The organism is Amycolatopsis sp. NPDC000009 (assembly GCF_055563465.1).
The window spans coordinates 47,965-71,554 of the sequence record NZ_JBVHDI010000003.1 but is presented as its reverse complement, the minus strand read 5'-3'; the positions used below and the strand labels follow the sequence as shown (position 1 = coordinate 71,554).

The 23,590-nt window shown below is 69.3% G+C and carries 25 protein-coding genes; 11 read left to right on the top strand and 14 right to left on the bottom strand.

The window, feature by feature from the left end; all coding sequences use genetic code 11:
• Positions 1-21 precede the first annotated feature (21 nt).
• Both ACZ3HL_RS10195 and ACZ3HL_RS10190 read left to right on the top strand, forming a co-directional pair.
• Positions 22-990: a GNAT family N-acetyltransferase gene (locus tag ACZ3HL_RS10195; RefSeq protein ID WP_465530139.1), complete on the top strand. Its 969-nt coding sequence runs from the start codon at positions 22-24 to the stop codon at positions 988-990.
• 73 nt (positions 991-1,063) lie between these two features.
• Positions 1,064-1,999 carry an aminoglycoside phosphotransferase gene (locus ACZ3HL_RS10190; protein ID WP_465413295.1) on the top strand — a complete coding sequence of 312 codons (936 nt, stop codon included), beginning with the start codon at positions 1,064-1,066 and terminating at the stop codon, positions 1,997-1,999.
• A gap of 404 nt (positions 2,000-2,403) precedes the next feature.
• Here ACZ3HL_RS10190 and ACZ3HL_RS10185 read toward each other — a convergent pair whose 3' ends face one another.
• Complete coding sequence (locus ACZ3HL_RS10185; protein ID WP_465530137.1) at positions 2,404-3,318, bottom strand: 2-hydroxyacid dehydrogenase; 915 nt, start codon at positions 3,316-3,318, stop codon at positions 2,404-2,406.
• A 28-nt stretch (positions 3,319-3,346) separates the two neighbouring features.
• Positions 3,347-3,703, bottom strand: a complete 357-nt coding sequence (locus ACZ3HL_RS10180; RefSeq protein WP_465413289.1) for a VOC family protein — start codon at positions 3,701-3,703, stop codon at positions 3,347-3,349.
• A 126-nt stretch (positions 3,704-3,829) separates the two neighbouring features.
• Between ACZ3HL_RS10180 and ACZ3HL_RS10175 the strand changes: the two genes are divergently transcribed.
• The gene (locus ACZ3HL_RS10175; RefSeq protein WP_465530135.1) at positions 3,830-5,578 is read left to right on the top strand and encodes a proline--tRNA ligase; all 1,749 of its coding nucleotides are present in this window, start codon (positions 3,830-3,832) and stop codon (positions 5,576-5,578) included.
• Entirely contained in the window at positions 5,578-6,510 is a 933-nt protein-coding gene (locus ACZ3HL_RS10170) for a DUF8017 domain-containing protein (protein WP_465530133.1), read from the top strand. Before ACZ3HL_RS10175 ends, ACZ3HL_RS10170 begins: the two co-directional genes overlap by 1 nt.
• Here ACZ3HL_RS10170 and ACZ3HL_RS10165 read toward each other — a convergent pair.
• The 4 genes from ACZ3HL_RS10165 to ACZ3HL_RS10150 all read right to left on the bottom strand — a co-directional run bounded on the left by ACZ3HL_RS10165 (position 6,447) and on the right by ACZ3HL_RS10150 (position 11,148).
• Positions 6,447-8,621 (bottom strand): bifunctional lysylphosphatidylglycerol flippase/synthetase MprF, encoded by a 2,175-nt coding sequence (locus ACZ3HL_RS10165; RefSeq protein ID WP_465530131.1) that lies wholly within the window; start codon positions 8,619-8,621, stop codon positions 6,447-6,449. The two genes, ACZ3HL_RS10170 and ACZ3HL_RS10165, sit on opposite strands and share 64 nt — an antisense overlap.
• Positions 8,622-8,692: 71 nt before the next feature.
• Complete coding sequence (locus tag ACZ3HL_RS10160; RefSeq protein WP_465413280.1) at positions 8,693-9,544, bottom strand: DUF8017 domain-containing protein; 852 nt, start codon at positions 9,542-9,544, stop codon at positions 8,693-8,695.
• Entirely contained in the window at positions 9,541-10,452 is a 912-nt protein-coding gene (locus ACZ3HL_RS10155; RefSeq protein ID WP_465413278.1) for a DUF8017 domain-containing protein, read from the bottom strand. The genes ACZ3HL_RS10160 and ACZ3HL_RS10155 overlap by 4 nt, the downstream gene beginning before the upstream one ends.
• 9 nt (positions 10,453-10,461) lie before the next feature.
• Positions 10,462-11,148 carry an HAD hydrolase-like protein gene (locus ACZ3HL_RS10150; RefSeq protein WP_465414123.1) on the bottom strand — a complete coding sequence of 229 codons (687 nt, stop codon included), beginning with the start codon at positions 11,146-11,148 and terminating at the stop codon, positions 10,462-10,464.
• A 127-nt stretch (positions 11,149-11,275) separates the two neighbouring features.
• Between ACZ3HL_RS10150 and ACZ3HL_RS10145 the strand changes: the two genes are divergently transcribed.
• Entirely contained in the window at positions 11,276-12,274 is a 999-nt protein-coding gene (locus tag ACZ3HL_RS10145) for a YhgE/Pip domain-containing protein (RefSeq protein ID WP_465530129.1), read from the top strand.
• On the opposite strand, the gene ACZ3HL_RS10140 is transcribed toward ACZ3HL_RS10145, so the two are convergent.
• From ACZ3HL_RS10140 to ACZ3HL_RS10130, 3 genes are read right to left on the bottom strand one after another with little or no spacing between them, the layout of a single operon-like run.
• A complete protein-coding gene (locus tag ACZ3HL_RS10140; RefSeq protein ID WP_465530127.1) occupies positions 12,212-12,676 on the bottom strand; it encodes a YjbQ family protein in 465 nt (154 codons plus the stop codon). The genes ACZ3HL_RS10145 and ACZ3HL_RS10140 overlap by 63 nt on opposite strands.
• Before the next feature lie 5 nt (positions 12,677-12,681).
• Positions 12,682-13,491 carry a DUF3626 domain-containing protein gene (locus ACZ3HL_RS10135; protein ID WP_465530125.1) on the bottom strand — a complete coding sequence of 270 codons (810 nt, stop codon included), beginning with the start codon at positions 13,489-13,491 and terminating at the stop codon, positions 12,682-12,684.
• Between the two features lie 10 nt (positions 13,492-13,501).
• Complete coding sequence (locus tag ACZ3HL_RS10130; RefSeq protein ID WP_465413272.1) at positions 13,502-14,065, bottom strand: helix-turn-helix domain-containing protein; 564 nt, start codon at positions 14,063-14,065, stop codon at positions 13,502-13,504.
• 31 nt (positions 14,066-14,096) lie between these two features.
• On the opposite strand from ACZ3HL_RS10130, the gene ACZ3HL_RS10125 reads away from it, so the two are divergent.
• Positions 14,097-14,627 carry a GNAT family N-acetyltransferase gene (locus tag ACZ3HL_RS10125; RefSeq protein ID WP_465531032.1) on the top strand — a complete coding sequence of 177 codons (531 nt, stop codon included), beginning with the start codon at positions 14,097-14,099 and terminating at the stop codon, positions 14,625-14,627.
• Here ACZ3HL_RS10125 and ACZ3HL_RS10120 read toward each other — a convergent pair.
• From ACZ3HL_RS10120 to ACZ3HL_RS10100, 5 genes are all read right to left on the bottom strand, one after another.
• Positions 14,624-15,268, bottom strand: coding sequence for a response regulator transcription factor (locus ACZ3HL_RS10120; RefSeq protein ID WP_465413270.1), 645 nt, complete (start codon positions 15,266-15,268; stop codon positions 14,624-14,626). The genes ACZ3HL_RS10125 and ACZ3HL_RS10120 overlap by 4 nt on opposite strands.
• A gap of 8 nt (positions 15,269-15,276) precedes the next feature.
• Positions 15,277-16,530 (bottom strand): sensor histidine kinase, encoded by a 1,254-nt coding sequence (locus ACZ3HL_RS10115; RefSeq protein ID WP_465530123.1) that lies wholly within the window; start codon positions 16,528-16,530, stop codon positions 15,277-15,279.
• A 96-nt stretch (positions 16,531-16,626) separates the two neighbouring features.
• The gene (locus ACZ3HL_RS10110) at positions 16,627-16,827 is read right to left on the bottom strand and encodes a hypothetical protein (RefSeq protein WP_340687415.1); all 201 of its coding nucleotides are present in this window, start codon (positions 16,825-16,827) and stop codon (positions 16,627-16,629) included.
• A gap of 10 nt (positions 16,828-16,837) precedes the next feature.
• Positions 16,838-17,953 (bottom strand): fatty acid desaturase family protein, encoded by a 1,116-nt coding sequence (locus ACZ3HL_RS10105; protein WP_465530121.1) that lies wholly within the window; start codon positions 17,951-17,953, stop codon positions 16,838-16,840.
• Between the two features lie 13 nt (positions 17,954-17,966).
• On the bottom strand, positions 17,967-19,058 hold the full coding sequence (locus tag ACZ3HL_RS10100; protein ID WP_465530119.1) for a ferredoxin reductase: 1,092 nt from the start codon (positions 19,056-19,058) through the stop codon (positions 17,967-17,969).
• Positions 19,059-19,147: 89 nt separating this feature from the next.
• On the opposite strand from ACZ3HL_RS10100, the gene ACZ3HL_RS10095 reads away from it, so the two are divergent.
• From ACZ3HL_RS10095 to ACZ3HL_RS10075, 5 genes are all read left to right on the top strand, one after another.
• Positions 19,148-19,804, top strand: a complete 657-nt coding sequence (locus ACZ3HL_RS10095; RefSeq protein ID WP_465413262.1) for a TetR family transcriptional regulator — start codon at positions 19,148-19,150, stop codon at positions 19,802-19,804.
• 180 nt (positions 19,805-19,984) lie between these two features.
• Positions 19,985-21,091, top strand: coding sequence for a Re/Si-specific NAD(P)(+) transhydrogenase subunit alpha (locus ACZ3HL_RS10090; protein ID WP_465530117.1), 1,107 nt, complete (start codon positions 19,985-19,987; stop codon positions 21,089-21,091).
• Positions 21,091-21,390, top strand: coding sequence for an NAD(P) transhydrogenase subunit alpha part 2 (locus ACZ3HL_RS10085; RefSeq protein ID WP_007032801.1), 300 nt, complete (start codon positions 21,091-21,093; stop codon positions 21,388-21,390). The genes ACZ3HL_RS10090 and ACZ3HL_RS10085 overlap by 1 nt, the downstream gene beginning before the upstream one ends.
• A complete protein-coding gene (locus ACZ3HL_RS10080) occupies positions 21,387-22,772 on the top strand; it encodes an NAD(P)(+) transhydrogenase (Re/Si-specific) subunit beta (RefSeq protein ID WP_465413257.1) in 1,386 nt (461 codons plus the stop codon). Before ACZ3HL_RS10085 ends, ACZ3HL_RS10080 begins: the two co-directional genes overlap by 4 nt.
• Positions 22,769-23,518: a lipoate--protein ligase family protein gene (locus ACZ3HL_RS10075; RefSeq protein ID WP_465530115.1), complete on the top strand. Its 750-nt coding sequence runs from the start codon at positions 22,769-22,771 to the stop codon at positions 23,516-23,518. The genes ACZ3HL_RS10080 and ACZ3HL_RS10075 overlap by 4 nt, the downstream gene beginning before the upstream one ends.
• Positions 23,519-23,590 lie beyond the last annotated feature (72 nt).

Genomic DNA, 23,590 nt, shown 5'->3' with positions numbered 1-23,590 from the left:
CGCGGGCTTAGCCTCGTCCGCATGAGCCTGACCTGGCGCCCGCTGACCATGGACGACATGCCGCGACTGGCCGAGACCTTCGCCGAGGCGGAGCGTGCCGAGCCGATCGAGGAGCACTACAGCGCGGAGGATCTCGCCGAAGAGATCGGTACGCCGACCGTCGACCTGCCGACGGCGTCCACCAGCGCGTGGGACGGCGAAACGCTGGTCGCCTACGGTCTGCTCCGGAAGCGCGACGCGGCGGACCCGGTGCACATGATGCGGGTCGAGACGGTCGTCCACCCCGCGTACCGCGACGACGCCATCGCCGCGCGTCTCACCGGCTGGTTCGAGGAGGCGGGCAAGGCGCTGCACGCGAAGTCCCACCCGGACGTACCGCTGGAACTGCACGCCGGGGTCAACACCAAGCAGCGCTGGCTCTCCGAGGCACTCGTGGCCGCCGGGTACGAGCACGCCCGGTGGTTCGTCGACATGCGGGCCGACCTCGGCTCGATCCCGCCGGTCAAACCGCTGCCCGAAGAGTTCCCGCTCGTCGCGTACGAGCAGAAGTACGAGGCCCTCACGCTGCGGTCCCGTAACGAGACTTTCGCCGACCACTGGGGGAGCACGGAGCAGTCCCCGGAGGCTTGGCGGCATCTGGTGGTCGGCGGGAAGGATTTCCAGCCGGACCTGTCGTTCCTGCTGCTGAGCCCGGACCGGGACCGGGTGGTCGCGATGGTGCTGAGCGCCCACTTCGCCTCCGACACGGCCGCCACCGGCGTGAAGGACCTGTACGTCAGCCACGTCGCGACCGACGCGGGACTTCGCGGGCGCGGGATCGCGGGCGCGCTGCTCGGGCACACGATCGTCCAGGCCAAGGCCAAGGGTTTCCAGCGGGCTTCGCTCAACGTCGACCAGGACAACAGCCACCGCGCTCTCGGGGTTTACGAACGTGTCGGGTTCAGCGAGTTCCAGCGCTGGGCCGGGTACGTGAAGCCCGTTCCGACCTGACCGGTTGTCACCCGGAAGGGTGGATTTCGGTACAGTCGATCTTCTCGGAGTGATCGCTGGGGGTGGTAGGGCGTTGCCGGTTTCCGCACGCCTCGGCTGGCATGACCTGCCGTCGGCGACGCGTGACGCCCTGGAGCGTGAGCTCGGTTCGGCGGTCCGTCGTTCGCTGTGGCAGACCCCGGAGTTCGACGGCGGTGTCGCCGCGCGGCTCGAACTCGAACGCGGTCGTCGCTGGGTCTTTCTGAAGGCGATCCCGGCGGTCAGCCCGCGTGCGGGCGGCTACCGGACGGAGGCCGCCATCGCGCGACGGCTTCCCCCGGAGGCGCCAACCCCGAAGCTTCTGTCCTTTGTGGATGGTGAGTGGCTGGTGCTCGCGTTCGCCGATTTCGACGGCACCAGGCCGAACCTGCGCCCCGGATCGCCGGACCTCTCCGCGGTGCTGGCCACCTTCGGCGCGCTCGGGCGCACGCTCACGCCGTGCCCGCTGCCCGACGTCCCGGACGCCCTCGACGATCTCGGCCCACTCCTGCGCGGCTGGCACGAACTGGCGAAGGAACCGCCGGACGATCTCGACGGCTGGGCCGTCCGCAACCTCGACCGGCTCGTCCAGCTGGAGACGTCCTGGCATCCCTGGTCGGCCGGGGACACGTTGCTGCACAACGACATCCAGCCCGAATACCTGGTGCGGACCGGGCCGGGCAGGGTGCTGGTCACCAACTGGCGCTACCCGGCGCGGGGCGCGGGCTGGCTCGATCTGGTCGCGCTCGTCCCGTACCTGCTCGACGCCGGGCACGAGCCCGCCGACGTCGACCGCCTGCTCCGGCGGCGCCCGGTGCTGGCCGGTGTCCCGGTCTGGGCGGTCACCGCTTTCGGTGTCGCGCTGGCCGGGCACGCCGAACGCGCGTCCCGGTTGCCGGAACCGCCCGCGACGACGGGCGTCCGCGCGGCGCAGCGCCGTCTCGCGGGAGCCATGCGGGAGTGGCTCGCCTACCGGACGCACTGGCAGTAGCCGCCCGGCTCGTGAGTGGTTAGGACGGTTCTAACCGTCCTAACCACTCACGAGAGGAGCTGCGGGGGAGCTTTCGCTGCAGCTGATGCGGCGATAGGCCCCTTCTTGCTGATGGCGCGCTGTTCGCCTTACCGCCTCGGATTCGGCGAGGCGAAAGCGCCCAATGTGGCATGGGAGACGGCGAGCGTCCCCAATGCCACATTGGGCGCATCACGACGCGTCGAGGTGTGTCGCGAAAGCGACTTTCGGTGTCCTGAAAGTGGCTTTCGGGACATGGCGCGGCCCAGAGCCCTTGCGATTCCTGGCCGCCGGGGGGCGGACGTTGCGAAAGCCAGTTTCGCAACGCCTCCGGCAGGGCAGGCAAGGCACGCGGCAGCAGCGGCTCGTGAGTGGCTAGGACGGTTCTAACCGTCCTTACCACTCACGAGGTTCAGCGGCTCCTCACCGGCTGCGTACCGGCGCAACTGCTCGGCGACCAGCCGTTTCGCGCGCGGGTAGAACGACGCCGACCCGCCCGCGATATGCGGCGTGATGATCACGCCCGGCGTGGTCCACAGTGGATGCCCGGCGGGCAGCGGTTCCGGATCGACGACGTCCAGCGCGGCGCGCAGCCGCCCGGAGACGGCCTCGGCCGTGAGCGCCTCGGTGTCGATCGCCGAACCCCGCCCGACGTTCACCACCAGGGCGCCGTCCGGCAGCGCGGCGAGCTCCGCGGCGCCGAACAGGCCCATGGTCGCGGGCGTCTCGGGCAGGATCAGGACCACGATGTCGGCGGACCGCAGCAGCTCCGGCAGTTCGGCCACGCCGTGCACGCGCTCCGCGGGCCTGGCCGTGCTCGCCACCCTGGTCACGATCGCCTCGGCCGCGACCAGCTGCCGCTCGATGGCCTGGCCGATCGAGCCGTACCCGACCAGCAGCACCCGGCTGTCGGCCAGCGAGCGCGTGTGCTCGCGCTCCCATGACGCCGTCGCCTGCTGCGCGAACCAGCGCGGCAGATCCCGCTGTGAAGCGTGGACCAGCGCCAGCGCGTGTTCGGCCACGCTGAGGTCGTGCAGGCCGCGGCCGTTGGCCAGCCGCACTCCCGGCGGCACCAGCGGGATCAGCTTCTCCACCCCGGCCGACAACGACTGCACGAGCTTCAGCGACGGGAGCCGGGAGAGCAGCTTCATCGGCTCGGCGCCGGTGTCGTACGGCAGCACGTAGACCTCGACGTCGTCGAGGCCCTCGTCCGGCAGTGGCCCCAGACCGTCGTAGAGCCGCGCGCTCAGGCCCTCGGGCAGCTCGATGTCGGACCAGGGCAGGATGGCTCGCTCCGTCATGCCGCCATTCTGGCCGTCGCGACCGGCGTCACCCTCCGTGGCCCGCGACGCAGAACTCGTTGCCGACGGGATCGGCCAGCACCGTCCAGGCGAAACCCGGCATTTCGTGCCTGTCCAGCTTCTTCGCGCCCAGACCGACCAGACGCTCCACCTCCTTCTCCATGTCGTCGGTACCGAAGTCCATGTGGACCCGGTTCTTGCCCGCCCGCTCCTCCGGCACGCGCTGGAAGGCGAACACCGGCCCGTTCTCCTTCTTGGCGCGCAGGATCAGGAACTCGCCGTCGTGGTCCTGATCCACCTCGACCCCGAGCGCCTTCGTCCAGAACGCCGCGAGCCCGCGCGGATCCGCGCAGTCGATCGTGATCATGCCCAGCTCGATACCCATGGCGGCACGCTAGCGGCACCCACCGACAAAACCGGGCGCCCGCGATAACCGGTTGAACCGGCCCGGGGCGGGGTGACTACGCTGCGCAGAACGTCTAAGCACGTAATTCCAGCGAGGAGCCCAGAAGTGATCACCAGGATGTCGTCGTTGTTCCTTCGCACCCTGCGTGAGGATCCGGCGGACGCCGAGGTACCGAGCCACCGGCTCCTGGTACGCGCCGGCTACGTCCGCCGGGTCGCCCCGGGCGGCTATTCCTGGCTGCCGCTGGGCCTGCGGGTGCTGCGCCGTATCGAGAACGTCGTCCGCGAAGAGATGAACGCCATCGGCGCGCAGGAGATCCAGTTCCCCGCGCTGCTGCCGAAGGAGCCTTACGAGGCCACCGGCCGGTGGACCGAGTACGGCGACGCGCTGTTCCGCCTCAAGGACCGCAAGGGCGCCGACTACCTCCTCGGCCCGACGCACGAAGAGCTCTTCGCGCTCACCGTGAAGGGTGAATACAGCTCGTACAAGGACTACCCGGTCGTCCTGTACCAAATCCAGACGAAGTACCGCGACGAGGCGCGTCCCCGCGCCGGCATCCTGCGCGGGCGCGAGTTCGTCATGAAGGACTCCTACTCCTTCGACCTCGACGACGAGGGCCTGACCAAGTCGTACGAGCTGCACCGGCAGGCGTACACGAAGCTGTTCGACCGCCTCGGCATCGAGTACGTCGTCGTGAAGGCGACCTCCGGCGCGATGGGCGGCTCGGCCTCCGAGGAGTTCCTCGCCGTCGCCGAGACGGGTGAGGACACCTACGTCCGCAGCACCGAATCGGGTTACGCGGCCAACGTCGAAGCGGTCACCACGCCCGCTCCCGAGGCGAAGCCGATCGAGGGCCTGCCCGAGGCGAAGGTCCACCACACGCCGGACACCCCGACCATCGAGTCCCTGGTCGCGTTCCTCAACAACGCCGATCTCGGCCGCACCTTCACCGCCGCGGACACGCTCAAGAACGTCCTGGTGAAGACCCGCCAGCCGGGTGCGAAGGAGTGGGAGCTGCTGGCCATCGGCCTCCCCGGCGACCGCGAGGTCGACACGAAGCGCCTCGAAGCATCGCTCGAGCCCGCCGAGTTCGAACTGCTCGAAGAGGCCGACTTCGCCAAGAACCCCTTCCTCGTCAAGGGCTACATCGGCCCGAAGGCGCTGAAGGACAACGGCGTCCGCTACCTGCTCGACCCGCGCGTCGTCGACGGCACCGCCTGGGTCACCGGCGCCGACGAGCGCGACCACCACGTGGTCGACCTGGTCGCGGGCCGCGACTTCACCGGTGACGGCACCATCGAGGCCGCCGAGGTCCGCGAGGGCGACGCGTCGCCCGACGGCAAGGGCACCCTGGTCGCCGCACGCGGTATCGAGATCGGGCACATCTTCCAGCTGGGCCGCAAGTACGCGGACGCGTTCGAGCTCGACGCGCTGGGCCCGGACTCCAAGCCCATCCGCATCACCATGGGTTCGTACGGCGTCGGCGTCTCGCGGCTGGTCGGCGTGCTCGCCGAGCAGAACCACGACGACCTCGGCATCGTCTGGCCGCGCGAGGTCTCGCCGTTCGACGTGCACGTCGTCATCGCGGGCAAGGACGAGACGGTCGCCGCGGGCGCGGAGAAGCTCGCCGCCGAACTGGACGCCGCCGGTATCGAGGTCGTCCTCGACGACCGCAAGGCCACCCCCGGCGTGAAGTTCGCGGACGCCGAACTCGTCGGTGTGCCGACGATCCTCGTCGTCGGGCGCGGCCTGGCGAACGGGGTCGTCGAGGTCAAGGACCGCCGCACCGGCGACCGCGAGGAGATCGCCGTCGACGCGGTCGTGGAGCACCTGGTCAAACTCGTCCGTTCGTAATGGGCCTTTTCGGCAAGAAGCGCCGGGATTCCCCGGGCTACGAGGACAACGCGGCGCTGGACGGGTTCGGGGGCTATCAGCCCTCGGACTCGTCCGGCTACACGCCCGCTCCCCAGACCCCGGCTCCAGCCGAGCCGGAGCCGGAGAAGCCCGCGAAGCAGCCGATGTCGCGGAGCGGGCGAAGGGCCATGTACGGCTTCTTCGCGACGCTCGGCGTCATCACGGTCGCCGCTCTCTCGAACAGCGGCGACAGGTCGGACAGCAGCGCGCCGACCACCCGGGCCCCGGTCGTCTACACGCCTTCGCCCCGGGTCGTCGCGCCGCCGGTGACCGAAGGCTGGCAGTCGGTGGCCGGGAAGGACGGCGTCTACGCCTACGACGTCCCTCCGAACTGGACGCCGAAACCCGGCACGATCCACGGCTGGGAGAAGGGCACGCAGGTCCCGGGTATCACCATGGTCGCCAGCGCCTTCGTCGGCGAGGGTTACTGCCCGCAGGAGAAGGGAAGCAGGATCGGCGGCGCCGGAGTGGCCAACATCAAGCTCGCCGAGCACGCCGCCGCGGCGAAGAAGGCGGTCGACGATCTCACCGTCAGCGCCTTCAACCCGGAGAACGGCCCGCTGACCGCCAAGATCACCCCGGAACCGCCCCAGGCGACCGAGTTCACCCTCGGCACCGGCAAGAAGGTCCCCGCCAGCATCGTCCTCGCGGAGGTCGTCACCCCGCCTGGACCATGTGGTGCCCAGCGCGCCTTGGTCGGCGTGCTCGCGCCCCAGCTGGGCGAAGCCTCGGCGGCCCTGGCCGTCTATTCGGGCCAGGACGCGCCGGGCGGTGCGGATCGCGAGCTGATCCTGAAGATCCTCAAGACCTACCGGGGTGTCCCGGAGGCCGACCGCAAGACCAGCACGCCGCCGCCTTCGACGGTGCGCTGAGGCTTCTTGCCCGACCGCGCGAGCTTCGCCAGCCGCAGCAGCCCGGTGTTCGGCAGGTACGCCCGGCCGAGCGCGATCCCGATCCGCGGCAGGTCCGCCTCGTCGCGGAACGCGAGGTACAGCGGCACGTGGCGCGGCTGGAACTTCGCCTTGAACGCGTGCAGCGAACGGAAGCCGTAGAACGGCTCCATCATCGTGCCGAGCGCGTCCAGCACCCGCTCGACGGCGTGCGCGGGTTCGCCGGAGCTCGCCAGCGGGGCGCCGGACAGCGAGACGAACTTCGCGCCTTCCTCGCGGAAGGCCAGGCACGACGACGCGATCAGGAACTCGATCGACGGGCGGAATCCGTCGGCGCGTTTGCGCATGACGTCGAGGGTCCAGCCGCCGATCGCGCCCGCGCCGGTGTGGACCGGCAGCCACGACGTCACGCCGTGGACCACGCCGTCGGCGTCCACCGCGAGCCCCACGCGGGTCTCGGGATCCATCGCCTCGTCGACGCCGCCGAGGGTGAAGCCCATTTCCGGCATGCCCTTGTCGCTGATCCACTCCTCGGAGATCGCGCGGACCTGCGAGATCACCGCGCGCGGCTGGTCGGCGAGCCGGACGAGCCGGAACTCGATGCCGTCCTTCCCGGCCCGGTTGAGCGCGGTCCGCACGTCCTGCCAGCGCTTGCCGCGGAACTCCAGTGTTTCCAGTTCGATCAGGGTGTCCTCGGCGACCTGGACCTGTTTCCAGCCGAGCTCTTCGGTTTTGGCGATGGTGTCGCCGGTCGCGGAGAACAGGCACGGCACGAGGCCGGTGTTCTCGCACATCGTGATGAACTCGGCGATCGTCCGGTCGGCGGCGCCGTCGGGGGCGATCGGGTCGCCGAGGGCGATGGCGACCCCGGCGTGCCGCCGGTAGGCGAGGTAGGACTTGCCGTCCGCGGCAACGAAGTACGAGTTCTGCGGCCAGGTCGTCATCCACGAAAGCGTGCTCCCGCCGTGGCGGCTGAGCAGCGTGCGGGCCAGCGCGGGGTTGCCCATCCGGCCGAGACGGCGGCACTTCCGCCGCGACGGCACGCGGAAGGCGCCACGCGAAGAGACCAGCAGGGCGAATTCGACCGTCCAGAGCAGGTTGTCCACGAAGAACAGCGGCGGATCCACCACGCCGGCGTCCTCGCCGAAGATCTCCGCCAGCGTGAGCACCCCGCCGTAGACCATCACCTGCAGGATGACGAACGAGGTCAGGATCATCGCGCACCACCAGGCGACCTGGCTGCCCTTGCGCAGGCCGTTCATGATCGGCACCACGATCAGGCACAGGACGACGACTTCCCAGGTGGACAGCGAAAGCTCTTCGGACGAACCGAAGGGACCGTTGCCCGGCACGAAGGACATCACCAGTTCGGCGACCGTCAGCACCAGCAGACCGGCCACGACGTAGAACCGCCACTCGCGCAGGCTCGGCCGCCGTTCGCGCGAGGAATCCTTGGCACCGAGGAACTTCCGGCCGAAAGGCAGGGCGAGGACCAGGGCGAAGAAGTGCACGAGATCGGCGAGCGTGCCGACGAAGATGATCGCGACCCCGGCGTAGACGCACAGCCCGGCGCGCAACCGGAGGCGCCACGGCGGGCGCAGGGTGGCGCTGGCGACCGCGACCGCGGCGAGCGCGCCGCCGGAGAACCCGACGTCGAGGCTGGCGGCGACCCGTTCCGCCCATTCCCAGCCGGAGTTGCGGCTCAGCGCCAGGAACTGGACCGCCACGAGCACACTGACGAACTGGCCGCCGATGGCGACGGCCATCGCCCGCCGCGTGCCGAGCCGCCATTCCGCGAATCCGGCGAACAACGCGAAGCTGAGCACCATCGGCAGGTAGTACAGCGGGACGACCGCGAACAGCGGTCCGGTGAACAAGGTCCACCACCGGCCTGATTCGAGCGACGGCAGCCCATACGCGATGTACGGGTACACCGCGCGGTCCTCGGCGGCCGACCAGAGCGCGCCCGTGGCCAAGGCGAGCGCGAGCATGGTCAGCGTGACGAGGCTCGTGAAAGGCAGCCGGCGCCTCAGCACCGTGATGATCTTGCGCGTCCGGCCCGGCGCGGCCGTCCCGCTTCCCCCTTTTGGCATGGAACTCAAATTAGGTCCGGGAGGTGCTCGGACACATCCGGCACGGGACCCATTTTTCCCTTAGGGGAGTGCTACTCGCGACGGATGCTCTCACCCATCTTGAGGACGACACCTCTGGCTATCGCACCCGGGATCTCCTGGTCCGCCAGTACGAGCAGGACGTGGTAGCGGCCCGATCCGGGCAGCGCGCGCAGCGGGAGGGCGATCGCGGTGATCGCGACCGACGGGGCGGGGCACGGTCCGTCCGGGGCGGGGACGACGGTGGTGGTCACGGCGGTGGCGATCGTTCCGCCGTTCAGGACCGGCACCGGCCCGGTTTCGCCGATCTCCGCCGTCGCGGAGCGTCCGTACGCCGCTTCGGCCCAGCGCAACGTCGTTTCCTCGGCGGCCTGGGCGAGGCCGCCGACTTCGCCCTCGTCGATGGTGGTGAATCCCGCCGTCGCGCGTGCCGAGAGATCGGAAGCCGGGCAGAAGGCGCGGCGGAACCGCGCGACCCCCTGGAGGGTGACGAGGTCCCCGGCCTGGGTCTCGTAACCGATGGCGACGTCGGGTTCTTCGAGCGTCCAGTCCGGCGGGACGTCGTAGACGAACTGGTGGTCGTTCGACACCACCGGTTGCCAGCCCTCGATCACCGGCCGGATCCGGGTCGCGGGCACCGGATCGGGCAGGACGAGGTCGTGGGCGGACGGCGGTGGCGGCGCGGTCTTGGCCTGGTAGGTCGCCGTCGTGCCGACGGCGAGGACGACGGCCAGCCCGAGGACACCCAGCGTCGGCCTCAGGCGCAGGCGACGGCGCGGCGGGTCGGCGTCCCGGACGACCGGGAGCGGCCTCGTCTGTTCGGCTTCGGTTTCGAGCGGCTGCCCGGTGAGCGGATCGACGAACCACGGCCGGGGTTCGTCGATCGGCCCACCGGGGCCGGTCATTGCCGCGGCCTCAGACTCGCGAGGATCTTCTGGGCGTCCGCCTCGGGTAGCGCGTCGGGCGTGCCCTGGTCGATGGCCATGACGAAGCAGATGGTCTGGTCACCGGATTTGAACGCGGCCGAAGTGACCTTCACGCTCGGCGCCCGGCAGTCCTCGGTCTCGGCGGGGGTGAACGTCCCGGTCGAGCTGACCGCCTGGAGCGAGCCGCCCGCGATCGGGACCTGCGTGATGGCGGGCATCGGGACGTCGGGCTTGCCGGTGGCGGACTGGATCCAGAGCCGGACGGCGCCCCTGGCGGCGTTCTCGACGGGGATCCGGTCCGCGGTGGCGAAGCCGACGACACCGCGGTTCGAGCCGCGGGCATCCGGGCAGGCGCCGAGTTTGTACGTCGACGCCTCGTGGATGACCATCTTGAACTCGCCCTCGTTGTAGCCGACGATCTGGCCCGGCTTGGTCTCCCAGCCCGACGGGGGCAGGTCGTAGGCGGTTTTGTCCTTCACTGACAGGATCCCCTGCCAGCCAGGAGTCGTCGAGGGGACTTTGTTGTCCTTCGGGGCACCACTGGCTGAGGACGGCGGCTTCGAAGCCGAAGACGACGGAGGCACCGGCGCGGAGGAAGGCGGCGGGCCGGCCTGGGGTTGCGGCTCTTCGCCGTCACGCAAGACGAAGAAAAGCGTGGCGCCGACGGCGATCACCAGCACGAGCGCGCCGAGGCCGATCCACAGCCCTTTGTTGCCCTTCTTCGGCGGTTCCGGCGCGAAACCCTGGTACGTCTGCTGCGGGAACTGCTGGAATCCCTGCTGCTGGTAGCCCTGGTACTGCTGCTGGGGCGGATACCCCTGCTGCGGGGGTTGCTGCTGATAGGGCTGCTGCTCCGGCCAGCCGTTGCCTCCGCCTGGGTATGCCATGAAGCGAGCTTAGTTAACGTCCTTGAGCACGGCCGCATGCACCGCTGCCAGGTCGGACAGGTCCGCGAGCACGGTGTGCGCGCCCGCGTCGGCCAGTTCCTCCGCGCTGAATTGCCCGGTCGCCACGGCCACCGCGACGGCACCGTTGTCGAGGGCGGCCCGCACGTCGTCCGGGGTGTCGCCGATGACGACGACCGACGCCGGCGCGAACTCGGTGCCGTGTTTCGCCGAAGCGTGGCCGACGGCGGCGGGCACCAGATCGGGGCGGTGCGCCGAGAGCGAGCCGTAGCCGCCGATCTCGAAGTCCACGTGCTCGTGCAGATCGAACGCGGTCAGCTTGTGCACGGAGATCTCCGGCAGATTCCCGGTGACCAGGGTCTGGACGATGCCGCCCTGCGTCGCGAAGGCGTTCAGCGCCTCTTTGGCGCCGGGAAGCGCCCGGCCGCTCGAAGCCAGCGTCGGGGCGTGGCTTTCGGAGACCGCGACCAGCGCGAGCCAGAGCTTGCGCACGTTCTCCTCGGTGGGCTCGATGCCGTGCGAGGTCAGGATGTCCGCGCTGATGGCGCGTTCGGTGCGGCCGCCGAAATTCGGCAATGCCCGCAGTTCGACGCCGGCGACCTCGGCGAGCGCGGTCGTGTACCAGGCGGCGCCGACGCCGCGCAGGTCCACGAGGGTCTGGTCGATGTCCCACAGCACGAGCCGATGCGGAGTAGTCACGCGGCCGACGGTACCGGTGAGCTAATTCAACGTCTGTTGACTTCTGTGGCCGGGAGGCTTACCTTGGCCACTAATTCAACAGTTGACGAATAAATGGAGGACGGTCATGTCGAACCGTCGCCCCGCCGGGGCCTTCGCCTTACTCGCCGCGGTGGCCGGTGCGCTGGTCGCCGTCGTGCTCGGCTTTCTCACCTTCGGCGCGCAGGCCACCGTCGCGCCCGACGGGCTGCCCATCGCCGTGGCCGCGCCCCCGGGACCGCTCCAGGCGGCCGCGAACGGGATCGCGTCCCATGGCGGAGGTCAGGTCTCGTGGCGGGTGACCTCGCCGGAGGAAGGCCGGAAACTGCTGGCGGACAAGGAGGTCTACGGCGTTCTGGAACTGCCGTCGACGGTCGTGGTCTCCGGGGCGGTGAACCCGTCCGGAACGCAGATCGCGCAACAGGTCCTGACCGGCGCCGCGCAAGCCATCGGCGGGACGCCGAAGGTCGAAACGCTGCATCCCGCGAGCGCGGCGGGCCGGGTCGCGCCGCTCGCGCTGAGCGCGCTGGCATGGGTCGGCTGCCTGGCCGCGGGCGCCGTGCTGATCCTGGTCGGACGGCGGATCGGCCGGGACGCGGGAACCGCCGCGCGCTTCACGCAGATCGTTTCGGCCGGCGTGCTGGTCACCGGTGCGCTGGCCGGATTCCTGAAGCTGTGGGACTCGTCGCTCCCGCTCGGCTGGGACGTCCTCGGCTTCCTTTTCCTGACCTCGACCGGGTTCGCCGCCCTGCAGACCGGGCTGCTGCGCCTGCTCGGGGTACGGGCGATGGCGATCCTCGGGCCGTTGTACCTGGTCGCGCCCGCCGTCGCGGGTCAGGTGCCGGAGCTGCTGAACCCCGCGTACCGCGCGGTGCTGTGGTCCTGGACGCCGTTCCGGTTCGCCGCGGAAGGACTCCGGAGCCTGCTGCAGGGCGTGCCCGGCGCGCCGGACGTCGCGACCGGGGTGTGGGTGCTCGGCGGACTGCTCGTGGCGGGGCTGGCCCTCGCGCTGTGGCCGGGCCGGTCAGCCCTCCAGAAGGCTGAAGCGGACGCGCCGGACCGGGTTGTCCAGGTTGGTGTCCACTAGTCCATCCATGCCCCCGCCGCCACCCTCAGCGGAGGAGCTTCGCTCCGCTGGCTGTTCTCGCGACTGCCAGGTGCCCAGCGTCATCACCCCGCCGAGCACCGGGATCGTCGCGAACGGCGGCAGCAGCGCGGGCAGGACGTGGTCACGGCCGTGACCGGGACTGCCGTGCTGGTGCCGCCAGCGGCCGTCGCGGGGGAGCAGCTCGTCGAGCGCCGTGAGCAGGTCTTCGTCGCTGCCGGCGCCGGTTTCGAGGATCGCCAGCCCGGACGTCGCGTGCGGGACGAAGACGTGCAGGATCCCGTCCTCGGCGTCCGCGTCGCGCAGGAAGGACTCGGCGTCCTTGGTCAGGTCGTGCACCACGGCCACGCTGCCGGTGCGCACCTCGATCTCCGTGGAGTACATGCTCTTCACGGTAGTGCCCCGAAGCGGGCGACGTAGTGCCAGACGCGTTTGAGGGCCTGTTGGTCGATGCCGCGGGCTTCGCCGAGGACACGCGGGTCGAGGTAGCCGTCTTCGGCCAGCGCCAGGCCGAGTTCGACGAATTCGGGACCGCGGTAGGCCGGGTGCCGGGCGAGTTCTCCGGTGGACAGGCGGAAACCGGGATGCCATTCGACCGAGCAGCCGAGTCGCGACGCGGCCTTCTCGACGTCGGTGCCGCGGTGGCTCGGGTCGAGAACCAGGGCTTCGACGTCCTTCGTGAGGTCGATCGGCCCGTGGACGTGCGCCTCGATGTAGTCGTCGAGAAGGTCGGTGTCGTCGCGGGCCGCCAGCTCGATCAGGGCGGAAACCCTGGTGCCGCAGCCGAAATCCGCCGGGTTCAGCACGCTGTCCGGATAGCAGAACGTCGTCCGCGCGACCGTGTGCGCGGCCATCCGGAAATGGGCGGAGCCGAATCTCGGCGCGCCGCCGACCGCGCGGCGGCGGAAGTTCAAGGCGCCGTACTTGGGCCGTTCGGCGGCGGGCGCGTCGTCGTAGGCGCCGCCGAACATCCGGCTTTCCCACTGCCAGCGGTCTCCGCCGGGACGCGCGGTGAGCCCTCCGTTGCTCGTCCCGGTTTCGAACTGGTTGCGGTAGAACCCGTCCTCGGCCATCGCGGCCAGCAGCGGGCGGCCGTCCACTGTGGACCTGTCCGGATGGAAGTGCAGCGTCACCGGCAGCCCAGCCTCGTGCCCGCCGCGAACTTTCTCCGCGACGTAGGCGAGGGCCCGGGACTTCATCAGCCGAGTATCAGGCGTGCCGCCGGGCGAGCGCGACCAGATATCGGACCGGCTCGCCCGTCGGGTTGACGTAGGCGCACGGCTTGGGGTTGCCGAGCTGGAGACAGTCGCCGGCGTCGAGTTCATGCTCGACGTCGCCCTCGCGGAAGCGCAGATGTCCATCGAGCACCCAGATCTGGTGATGGGTCAGCGCGTAGGTGTGCGCGGGGAAGGCGACCTCGGCGCCCGCGGGCAGTACGACCTCCACCAGTTCCAGCGGGCCGCCGAGCGAAGGTGAGACCGCGCGGCGCACGTACCCGGTGTCGGGGTCGGTCCAAGTCGGCTGATCGGCGGCGCGCACCAGGCGCCGGTCGCCGTGTTCGGCGCGGGCGATCAGCTCGGACAACGTCATCCCGAGCGCGGCGGAAAGCCTGCCGAGCAGGACCGCCGTCGGCTGCGCCTCGCCCCGTTCGATCTTGCCGATCATCGCCCTGGACACGCCCGAGGACTCGGCGAGGGCGTTGGCCGAAAGGTTCTGGTCGAGTCTCGCGGACTGGAGCGTCGCGGCGAGCGACGCGGACAAGGGATCCGACATGCTGCTCACTATAGTGGCAGCCTCGGTTACTATGGTCGCCATGGTGATCAGGGAAGCGACGGAAGCCGATGCGACGGCGTGCGCGGAGATCTACGCGCCGTATGTCACCGACACGGTGATCTCGTTCGAAACCGAGCCGCCCAAGCCGGACGAGATGGCCGAGCGCATCGCCAAGGCGCAGCGATCACACGCGTGGCTCGTGCTCGAAGACGACGAAGGCCGCGTCGCCGGCTACGCCTACGGAGGACCTTTCAGCGGTCGGCCGTCTTATCGGTGGTCGTGCGAGGTCAGCATCTATCTGGAGCTCGGCCGCCGGAGGACGGGTGGCGGGCGCGCGCTCTATCAGGCGCTGCTGGACAAGCTGGCGTCGCGCGGCTTCCGGAACTTCTGCGCGGGAATGGTGCTGCCGAACGATGCGAGCGCCGGGCTGCACCGCGCGCTGGGATTCGAGCCCGTGGGGACGTACCGGCGGATCGGGTACAAGCACGGGGCCTGGCGGGATGTCGCTTGGGTGCAGCTGTGCCTGCCGGAGGTGGACGGCGTGCCTTCGGAGCCGTTCTAGGACTCCAGGTACCGCAGCACGGCGAGAACCCGCCGGTTGTCCCCTTCGGACTGCGGCAGCGCCAGCTTCCCGAAGATGCTCGACACGTACTTCTCCACCGAGCCCGCCGAGAGGAACAGCGCGGTCGCGATGGCCGAGTTCGACCGTCCCTCGGCCATCAAACCCAGCACTTCCCGCTCACGCGGCGTCAGCCCGGCGAGCGCGTCCGTCTTGCGGGTGGCCGTGAACAGCTGGCTGACCACCTCCGGGTCGAGCACGGTCTCGCCGTCGGCCACCCGCCGGAGCGCGTCGAGGAAGTCCGACACCTCCGCGACGCGGTCCTTCAGCAGGTAGCCGACACCGCCCGCGCGGTCGGCCAGGAGCTCCGTCGCGTACTGCGTCTCGACGTACTGCGAGAACAGCAGAATCGCGCACCCCGGCAGTTCCGCGCGCAGCGCGATGGACGCGCGCAGCCCTTCGTCGGTGTGCGTCGGCGGCATCCGGATATCCACAATGGACACGTCGGGGCGGTGTTCGCGCACCGCCGCGCACAGGCTGTCCCCGTCGGCGACGGCCGCGACGACCTCGTGCCCCCGAAGGTTCAGCAGTTCGACGAGCCCCGCCCGGAGGATTGCCGAATCCTCCGCGATCACGACGCGCACGCCGCCCCCTATTTCCGTATCGGTATTCCCGCGCTGATCACCGTAGGCCCACCCGGCGGGCTGTCGATGTCGAGCCCGCCGTCCACCGTCGCGAGCCGCTCGGCGATCCCGGCGAGCCCTCCGCCGCGTACCGGCCGGGCCCCGCCTTCGCCGCCGTCGCGCACCACGAGCCGCAGGTCTTCGCCGACGATACCCACGTCGACCTCGATCGCGGCGGAAGTGTGTTTGGCGGCATTCGTCAGCAGCTCGGCGACGGTGAAGTAGGCGATGGTCTCGATCGACGGCGACGGCCGCTCCGGCAGGTCCACGGTGATCCGCGCGTCGATGCCCGAGCCCGCGGCCAATGTGGACAGTGCGACGCCGAGGCCCGCGTCGAGCGCGGCGGGATGGATGCCTCTGGCGAGATCACGCAGCTCGACCAGCGCCTGTTTCGCGTTGGCGTGTGCCGCGGTGACCAGGGCGGTGACCTGCTCGATGTCACCGTCGCCGGCGAGCTCGTCCTTCGCGATGCCGAGCTTCATCGCCAGCGCGACCAGCTGGGCCTGCGCGCCGTCGTGCAGATCGCGTTCGATCCGGCGCAGCCGCCGCGTCGCGTCGTCGACCGCGGTCGCGCGGCTGCGTTCGAGGTCGCGCACGCGTTGGGAGAGATCCTCGGCGCCGAGGACTCCGCGCACCAGCAGGCGGTCGAATTCGGTGAGCCCGTGGACCACCCACGGCGCCGCCAGCAGGACGGCCAGCCCGGTGACGGCGAGCGGCAGGGTCAGGGGCCAGGTGTCGACGCGGAGGTCGAACGTCGGCATGGCCGCGCCGTCCAGGGTGAACCAGAACAGCGGATAGCTCAGCGTGCTCACGGCGTACACGAACAGGGTCGCGACCAGGAAGAACCCGATCAACGACAGCGGCAGCCGGATCACCAGATAGGCGACCGACCGCCAGCCGAGCGGATCCCCGAGCCGCCCTTTGACGCCGTTCCAGAGCCCCGGCCGCAATTCGGGCCGGGCGGGTGGGGTGACCGTCGTCCCGAGGAGGGCACGCGCCAGCCCGACGTGGGCGATGCCGAGCAGCCGCGCGCCCGCCAGGACACCGATGAGCACCGGCAGCCCGATGGTGAGCAGGCTCAGGCCGACGCCGAGGACCAGCCCGACGACGACGAGCACCACGCACGCCAGCGTCAGCGGCGCGCCGATGATCACCCAGGCGAGCTCGGCCCAGTACGCGCGGCTCAGCTGGGCGCGGAGGATGCGCCGAGGCAGGGTGATCACGACTTCAGCGTGCCGTGGCCACCCGCCCCGTGCCCATCCGGTTTTCCGTAATCTTCGGCAGGTCGCGTTCCGCGAGTCTTGTCCGCGGTCCTGCCGTTAGTCTTCGCGGCTCTCGTCCGCTTGCGCCCGCTGGGACGCCTCGCGCATCTCGATGACGTCCGTCAGCCAGTCGCCGGTCTCGCGGGCGATGTCCCGGATCGCGCCGGTGATGATCGTCGCGATGTTGCCGATGTGGGTGGCCGCGGACTCGGTGACCTCTTGGACCACGTCCTTGGTGCTTTCGAACTGACCGACCATGTCAGACACCTTAAGCCGCTCGGAGGGTCTTGTCGCTCTCCACGGTAGCCGGTGTCCGGGGCTCACCGTTCCACGGAAGGGCCAGTTTCACGATCTTCCTGGCCACCGAGAACAGCTGCTTGTGCAGGGGGCCGGTGTTGTACGGCAGGCCGTACTTCTCGCAGATCGCCCGCACCTCGCCCGCGATCTCCGGGTAGCGGCGCGCCGGGATGTCCGGGAACAGGTGGTGCTCGATCTGGTGCGAGAGGTTCCCGGTCATGACGTGGAAGAGCTTGCCGCCGGTGATGTTCGCCGAGCCGAGGATCTGCCGCAGGTACCACTGGCCCCGCGACTCGTTCTCGGTCTCCTCCTCGGTGAAGCTCTCGACGTCGGCGGGGAAGTGCCCGCAGAAGATGATCGAGAACGCCCACAGGTTGCGGGTCAGGTTCGCGGTGGCGTTGCCGAGGAAGGTCAGCGGCGCGAGCGGACCGGTCAGCAGCGGGAACAGCACGTAGTCCTTGCCCACCTGGCGGCCGGCCTTCTTGAGCATCTTCAGGCCGACCTCCTTGTTGTCCGACCACTTGCGCTCGCCCTTGACGACGCGGTCGAACTCGAGGTCGTGCAGCATGACGCCCCATTGGAAGAACAGCGCGAGCAGCGTCGCGTACACCGGGTTGCCCAGGTAGTACGGGTGCCATTTCTGCGCGGTGTCCATCCGCAGGACGCCGTAACCGATGTCGCGGTCCTTGTCGAGGATGTTCGTGTACGTGTGGTGGATGTAGTTGTGGGAGTGACGCCAGTTCTCCGACGGCGCGACGGTGTCCCATTCGAACTTCTGCGAGCTCAGCGCCGGGTCGCGCGTCCAGTCGTACTGGCCGTGCATGACGTTGTGGCCGATCTCCATGTTGTCGAGGATCTTCGCCACCGAGAGCGCGGTCACCCCGGCGACCCACGCCGGCGGGAAGAACCCGGCGAACAGCAGCCCGCGGCCGGCGACCTCGAGCGCGCGCTGGGTCTTGATGACGTTGTGGATGTAGTCGACGTCGGCCTGGCCGAGATCGGCGACGATCCGCTGCCGGATCTCGTCCAGTTCGCGGCCGAACTCCTCGACCTGGGCTGGGGTGAGCTTGTCCTGCAAGCCGGTCATCACGGGCTCCTTTCTAAGCGTTGATCTCGACGTCCCCGACCGGGACGGAGATGCAGAGCTGGATCTCTTCGTTCTCTTCGCTGGAGGTCTCGCCGGTCTTGGCGTTGCGCACACAGCCGGAGGTCTTGATCTGCGTGCAGGAGAAGCAAATGCCCATCCGGCAGCCGTGTTCCGGGCTGAGCCCCGCCTCTTCCGCCTGCTCCAGCAACGGTTTCCCGGAGTTGGCGAACTCGCGGCCGCTGCGCGCGAACCGCACCTGCCCTTCGGCGTTCTCGGTGTCGAAGGTGAGCGCCGGCGGGGTGAACTCCTCGGTGTGCAGATGTGCGCCCAGGCCGTCGGCCTCGAAGACTTCGCGGACCGAATCCATCAATGGCTTCGGTCCGCACAGGAAGGTTTCGGCGTCGGGGTACCACGGCGCGGCCTCGGCGAGGTGCTCCTTCGAGAAGAACCCGTGCAGGTCGCCGCCGGTCTTTGCGTGAGTGAACGCGTGTACCACCCGCAGGCCGGGCAGGCGGCGGGCGAGGCCGTCGAGTTCGGCGCGGTAGAGCGCGTCCTCGGCGCCGTTGGAGTAGTGCAGGAAGACGAGATCGCCCTCGTACTTCTCGTCCGCCAGCGTGCGCAGCATCGACAGGACGGGGGTGATCCCGCTCCCGCCGCTCAGCAGCAGGATCCGCCGGGGCCTCGGCGAAGGCAGGGTGAACTCACCGTCCGGAGTGGACAGTCCGAGCACCGAGCCGATGGTGACCGTCCGGTTCAGGTGCCGCGAGACGAGCCCCTGCGGGTCGGCCTTGATGGTCAGTTCCAGTGATCCGTCGTGCTCCGAACCGGCGGGCGAGTAGCAGCGGGTCCGGCGGACGCCGTCGATCTCGACGGTCACCCGCACGTACTGGCCTGCGACGTGTCCCCGCCAGGCCCGGCTCGGCCGGATGGTCAGCGTGACCGTGTCGGGTGTCTGCCGCCGGACGTCGGTGACCAGGCCGCGGATCTCGCGGCGGACCAGCATCGGGTCGACGAGTTCGAGGTAGCGGTCCATGCCATGGGGCGTGAGCAGGGCCTCGGCCAGCGAGGCCAGCCGCCTGGCCCTGCGCGGTACCAGTGCCGTCATCACTTCTCCCAAATTCAGTGAACGCTTGTACACTGAATAGTGAAGTGGCGACGGTCGCGCTTGTCAACGCGAGAGGAGGGTGATGTGACGTGGGTGATAGTGCGGAGGCGATTACGCTGTCCGTCGTGACAACGGAGCCCGTTTCCCGGCAGGAGCGCAAACAGCGCACACGGCAGGCGCTGCTGGACGCCGCCCTGGACCTGGTGGCGGAACGAGGGTTCTCCGGGCTCAGCCTGCGAGAGGTGGCGAAGCAGGCCGGGATCGTGCCGACGGCGTTCTACCGCCATTTCGCGTCGATGGACGAGCTGGGCGTGGCGCTCGTCGAGGAATCGATGCGCACGCTGCGCACGATGATCCGGTCGGCGCGCACCAGGCCGGCCGCGTACAACGACATGATCAGGACGTCCGTGCGCATCCTTCGCGAGCACGTCCGGGCGCACGAGGATCACTTCCATTTCCTGACCAGGGAGCGGTACGGCGGCACCGGACCGGTCCGGCAGGCGATCGCGTTCGAGCTCAAGCTCTTCGTCAGCGAACTCGCCGTGGACCTCGCGCGGTTCGATTTCCTCCGCGAATGGAGCACCGAAGATCTCCACCTGCTCGCCGACCTGATCGTGACCACCATGCTCACGACGGTGCTGGAGTTGCTCGAAGCGCCTTCGCGTGACGACGAGATCGGGCGCACGGCCGAACGGCGGCTGCGGCTGATCTTCCTGGGCGTGCCGAACTGGCGCAGCGTTCCGTGATGCGGAAAGCGCTGCCATAAGCCCCTTATGACATCGCACACCTGGATCGTTGGCTGGATCGATCGTGATGAGCGATGTCACGGAAAGATGCCGCCCGGATACGTTCAGCCAGGAAAGTTGTCGGCCGGGCGTGGTAAGAAGTGCGGGTTCGTGTGGTCCTCTCCAGCGAGGAGGTCGCCTGTGGCGGCAGAGAACGAGCAGCTCACGGTCGGTGTGGTCCGGGAAACCGGACAAGGCGAACGCCGTATCGCGCTGGTACCGAAACTCATCGAGCGCGTTTCCGGACGCGGACTGCGGGTGGTGGTCGAGCCCGGGGCGGGCGCCGGCGCGCTGCTCGCCGACGAGACCTTCGAGCAGGCGGGTGCGGTGATCGGCGATCCGTGGGATGCCGACATCGTGGTGAAGGTGGCGCCTCCGAGCGCGGCCGAAGTCGCGAAGCTCAAACAGGGCACCATTCTCATCGGCTTCCTGAATCCGAGGGGTGATCCCGACGGGATAACGGCGCTCGAATCGGCGGGCGTGCGCGCCTTCGCCGTCGAGGCGATCCCGCGGATCTCCCGCGCGCAGGCGATGGACGCGTTGTCGTCGCAGAGCAGCGTCGCGGGATATCGCGCGGTCCTGCTCGCCGCGGAGAAGCTCACCCGCTTCTTCCCGATGCTCACCACCGCGGCCGGGACGGTGCCGCCGGCGAAGGTGCTCGTGCTCGGCGCCGGTGTCGCCGGGTTGCAGGCGTTGGCGACGGCGAAACGGCTCGGCGCGCAGACCACCGGGTACGACGTCCGGCCCGAGGTCGGCGAGCAGGTGAAGTCGCTCGGCGCCAAATTCCTCGACCTCGGCATCGAGGCGGTCGGTGAGGGCGGGTACGCCCGCGAGCTGACCGACGAGGAAAAGGCCGAGCAGCAACGCAGGCTCACGGAGGCGATCACGAGGTTCGACGTCGTGATCACCACCGCGCTCGTCCCCGGCCGCCGGGCTCCGGTCCTCGTCACCGCCGACGCGGTGAAGGGGATGCCCGCCGGTGGTGTCGTGGTCGACCTCGCCGGAGAGACCGGCGGCAACTGCGAACTGACGAAACCGGGCGAGGAGGTCGTCGAGCACGACGTCACGATCTGCTCGCCGCTCAACCTCGCCGCGGAGATGCCCGCGCATTCCAGCGAGCTCTACGCGCGCAACGTCACCGAATTGCTCGAACTGCTCGTCGACTCCGAAGGCAAGCTCGCGCTCGACTTCTCCGACGAGATCGTCGCCGGGGCCTGCGTGGCCGGAAAAGAAGAAGGAGGCGAGTGATGCTCGTAGGCAGTTTGGCGATCCTCGTACTCGCCGGATTCGTGGGTTTCACGGTCATCTCCAAGGTGCCCAACACGTTGCACACCCCGCTCATGTCGGGCACCAACGCGATCCACGGCATCGTCCTGCTCGGCGGGCTGATCGTGCTCGGCCTCGGGGTCGACGGCGTACTGAACAAGATCCTGCTGGTGATCGCGATCGCCTTCGGCACGATCAACGTGGTCGGCGGCTTCCTCGTCACCGACCGGATGCTCTCGATGTTCAAGGCGAAGAAGCCGGAAGACGGTGGTGACAAGTGACGAACTTCATCGCCGTCCTCTACATCATTTCCTTCGCCCTGTTCATCTACGGCCTCATGGGCCTGACCGGTCCGCGCACCGCGGTGCGCGGCAACTGGATCGCCGCGGTCGGCATGGCCATCGCGGTGATCGCGACGCTGCTGACGCCGGGCATGAGCAACTGGCTGCTCATCGCGCTCGGCGTCGCGATCGGTGTCGTCGTCGGCGTGCCTTCCGCGCGCAAGGTGAAGATGACCGCGATGCCGCAGATGGTGGCGCTGTTCAACGGCGTCGGCGGCGGGGCGGTCGCGCTCATCGCGTGGGTCGAGTTCCGCACCACCGAGGGCTACGCGCATGAGCCCGCGTACGTCGCGATCGCGTCGTTGTTCGCCGCGATCGTCGGTTCGGTGTCCTTCTGGGGCTCGAACATCGCGTTCGGGAAACTGCAGGAACTCATCTCCGGCCGCCCGATCACCTTGGGCAAACTGCAGCAGCCGGTGAACGCCCTGGTGCTGATCGCCGCGATCGTCCTCGCGGTGGTCATCGCGAGCGGCGGTGACGCCGAACTGCTGATGATCGGCCTGCTGGTCGCGGCCGGCGTGCTCGGCGTGGTGGTCGTGCTGCCGATCGGTGGCGCGGACATGCCGGTCGTCATCTCGTTGCTCAACGCGCTCACCGGATTGTCGGCCGCGGCCATGGGGCTCGCGCTCGACAACACCGCGCTGATCGTGGCGGGCATGATCGTCGGCGCCTCGGGTTCGATCCTGACGAACCTGATGGCGAAGGCGATGAACCGGTCGATCCCGGCCATCGTCGCCGGTGGGTTCGGCGGCGGCACGGCGGTCGCGAGCGGCGGATCCGGCGAGGTCCGGCCGGTCCGCAGCACCAGCGCGTCCGACACCGCGATCCAGATGGCGTACGCCAACAAGGTCGTGGTCGTGCCCGGCTACGGCATGGCCGTCGCGCAGGCGCAGCACGTCGTCCGCGAGATGGCGAAACTGCTGGAGGCCAAGGGGATCACGGTCGCGTACGCCATCCACCCGGTGGCAGGCCGGATGCCGGGGCACATGAACGTGCTCCTCGCCGAGGCCGACGTCCCGTACGAGCAGCTCAAGGAGATGGACGAGATCAACTCCGAGTTCGCCCAGACCGACGTCGCGCTGGTGATCGGCGCGAACGACGTCACGAACCCGGCCGCGGAGACCGATCCGGGCTCGCCCATCTACGGGATGCCGATCCTCAAGGTGAACCACAGCCGGTCGGTGATCGTGCTCAAACGCGGGATGAGCTCGGGCTTCGCCGGCATCGACAACGAGCTCTTCTACGATGCGAAGACCAGCATGCTCTTCGGCGACGCCAAATCGTCGGTGGGCGAGATCGTGGAGGAACTCAAAGCACTGTGATCGGTCCCTCGGAAGTCGTCGCCTCGTTCGACGACCCGGCCGACAACCTCGCGTTCGACGAAGCCCTCCTGCGTGCCGCACCGGAGGCGCCGGTCCTGTGGATCTGGCGCAACACCGACTGTGTGGTCGTGGGGCGGGGGCAGAAGATCGAACGCGAGGTCAAGGCCGACGTCTGCGCGAGCGACGGCGTCCCGGTGCTGCGCCGGGCCAGCGGCGGCGGCACCGTGTTCCACGATCCCGGCAATCTCAACATCACGCTCGTCCTGCCGGGGCTCGGTCTGGCGGAGAAGTCCGTCAGACCCTTGGAAGCACTCGGGGAACTGATGGCCGCGACGGTGGCCGAACTCGGGCTGCCGTCGCGGCTCGGTGATCGAGGCCTGTTCGTGGGTGACGCGAAGCTGTGCGGTTTCGCCGTGTTCCGGACGAGAACGGGCTTGCTCGCGCATTCCACGCTGCTCGTCTCGACGGCGGCGGAACGGGTCGGCCGGTATCTCACTTCGGCACCCGCCGATCCCCGTCCGCTCGACTCCCACCGGAGCCGGGTCGCGTCGCTCGCCGAGCACGGCCTGCGCAAAGGTGTTGCCGAAGTCACGGCCGCGGTCCGCGTGGCGGCGGCCGCGCAACTGGGTGAACTCACCACCCGGAAGCCCTCGGCCGAGGAGCTGGAGCTGTATCGCTCGCTCCAGCACACGCGGTACCACTACCCGGAATGGCATGCCGAAGGCGCTCAGCGAAAAGTCTCGTGAGTGGTAATGACGGTTAGAACCGTCATTACCACTCACGAGACCGGACACAAGATGGCCCCCTTCGCGCGATTA

Excerpts from the sequence above, each read along its gene's own strand:
- ACZ3HL_RS10195 (WP_465530139.1), top strand. The coding sequence starts at position 22 with ATGAGCCTGACCTGGCGCCCGCTGACCATGGACGACATGCCGCGACTG.
- ACZ3HL_RS10185 (WP_465530137.1), bottom strand. The coding sequence starts at position 3,318 with ATGACGGAGCGAGCCATCCTGCCCTGGTCCGACATCGAGCTGCCCGAG.
- ACZ3HL_RS10180 (WP_465413289.1), bottom strand. The coding sequence starts at position 3,703 with ATGGGTATCGAGCTGGGCATGATCACGATCGACTGCGCGGATCCGCGC.
- ACZ3HL_RS10170 (WP_465530133.1), top strand. The coding sequence starts at position 5,578 with ATGGGCCTTTTCGGCAAGAAGCGCCGGGATTCCCCGGGCTACGAGGAC.
- ACZ3HL_RS10165 (WP_465530131.1), bottom strand. The coding sequence starts at position 8,621 with ATGCCAAAAGGGGGAAGCGGGACGGCCGCGCCGGGCCGGACGCGCAAG.
- ACZ3HL_RS10160 (WP_465413280.1), bottom strand. The coding sequence starts at position 9,544 with ATGACCGGCCCCGGTGGGCCGATCGACGAACCCCGGCCGTGGTTCGTC.
- ACZ3HL_RS10155 (WP_465413278.1), bottom strand. The coding sequence starts at position 10,452 with ATGGCATACCCAGGCGGAGGCAACGGCTGGCCGGAGCAGCAGCCCTAT.
- ACZ3HL_RS10145 (WP_465530129.1), top strand. The coding sequence starts at position 11,276 with ATGTCGAACCGTCGCCCCGCCGGGGCCTTCGCCTTACTCGCCGCGGTG.
- ACZ3HL_RS10140 (WP_465530127.1), bottom strand. The coding sequence starts at position 12,676 with ATGTACTCCACGGAGATCGAGGTGCGCACCGGCAGCGTGGCCGTGGTG.
- ACZ3HL_RS10135 (WP_465530125.1), bottom strand. The coding sequence starts at position 13,491 with ATGAAGTCCCGGGCCCTCGCCTACGTCGCGGAGAAAGTTCGCGGCGGG.
- ACZ3HL_RS10130 (WP_465413272.1), bottom strand. The coding sequence starts at position 14,065 with ATGTCGGATCCCTTGTCCGCGTCGCTCGCCGCGACGCTCCAGTCCGCG.
- ACZ3HL_RS10125 (WP_465531032.1), top strand. The coding sequence starts at position 14,097 with ATGGTCGCCATGGTGATCAGGGAAGCGACGGAAGCCGATGCGACGGCG.
- ACZ3HL_RS10110 (WP_340687415.1), bottom strand. The coding sequence starts at position 16,827 with ATGGTCGGTCAGTTCGAAAGCACCAAGGACGTGGTCCAAGAGGTCACC.
- ACZ3HL_RS10105 (WP_465530121.1), bottom strand. The coding sequence starts at position 17,953 with ATGACCGGCTTGCAGGACAAGCTCACCCCAGCCCAGGTCGAGGAGTTC.
- ACZ3HL_RS10100 (WP_465530119.1), bottom strand. The coding sequence starts at position 19,058 with ATGACGGCACTGGTACCGCGCAGGGCCAGGCGGCTGGCCTCGCTGGCC.
- ACZ3HL_RS10085 (WP_007032801.1), top strand. The coding sequence starts at position 21,091 with ATGCTCGTAGGCAGTTTGGCGATCCTCGTACTCGCCGGATTCGTGGGT.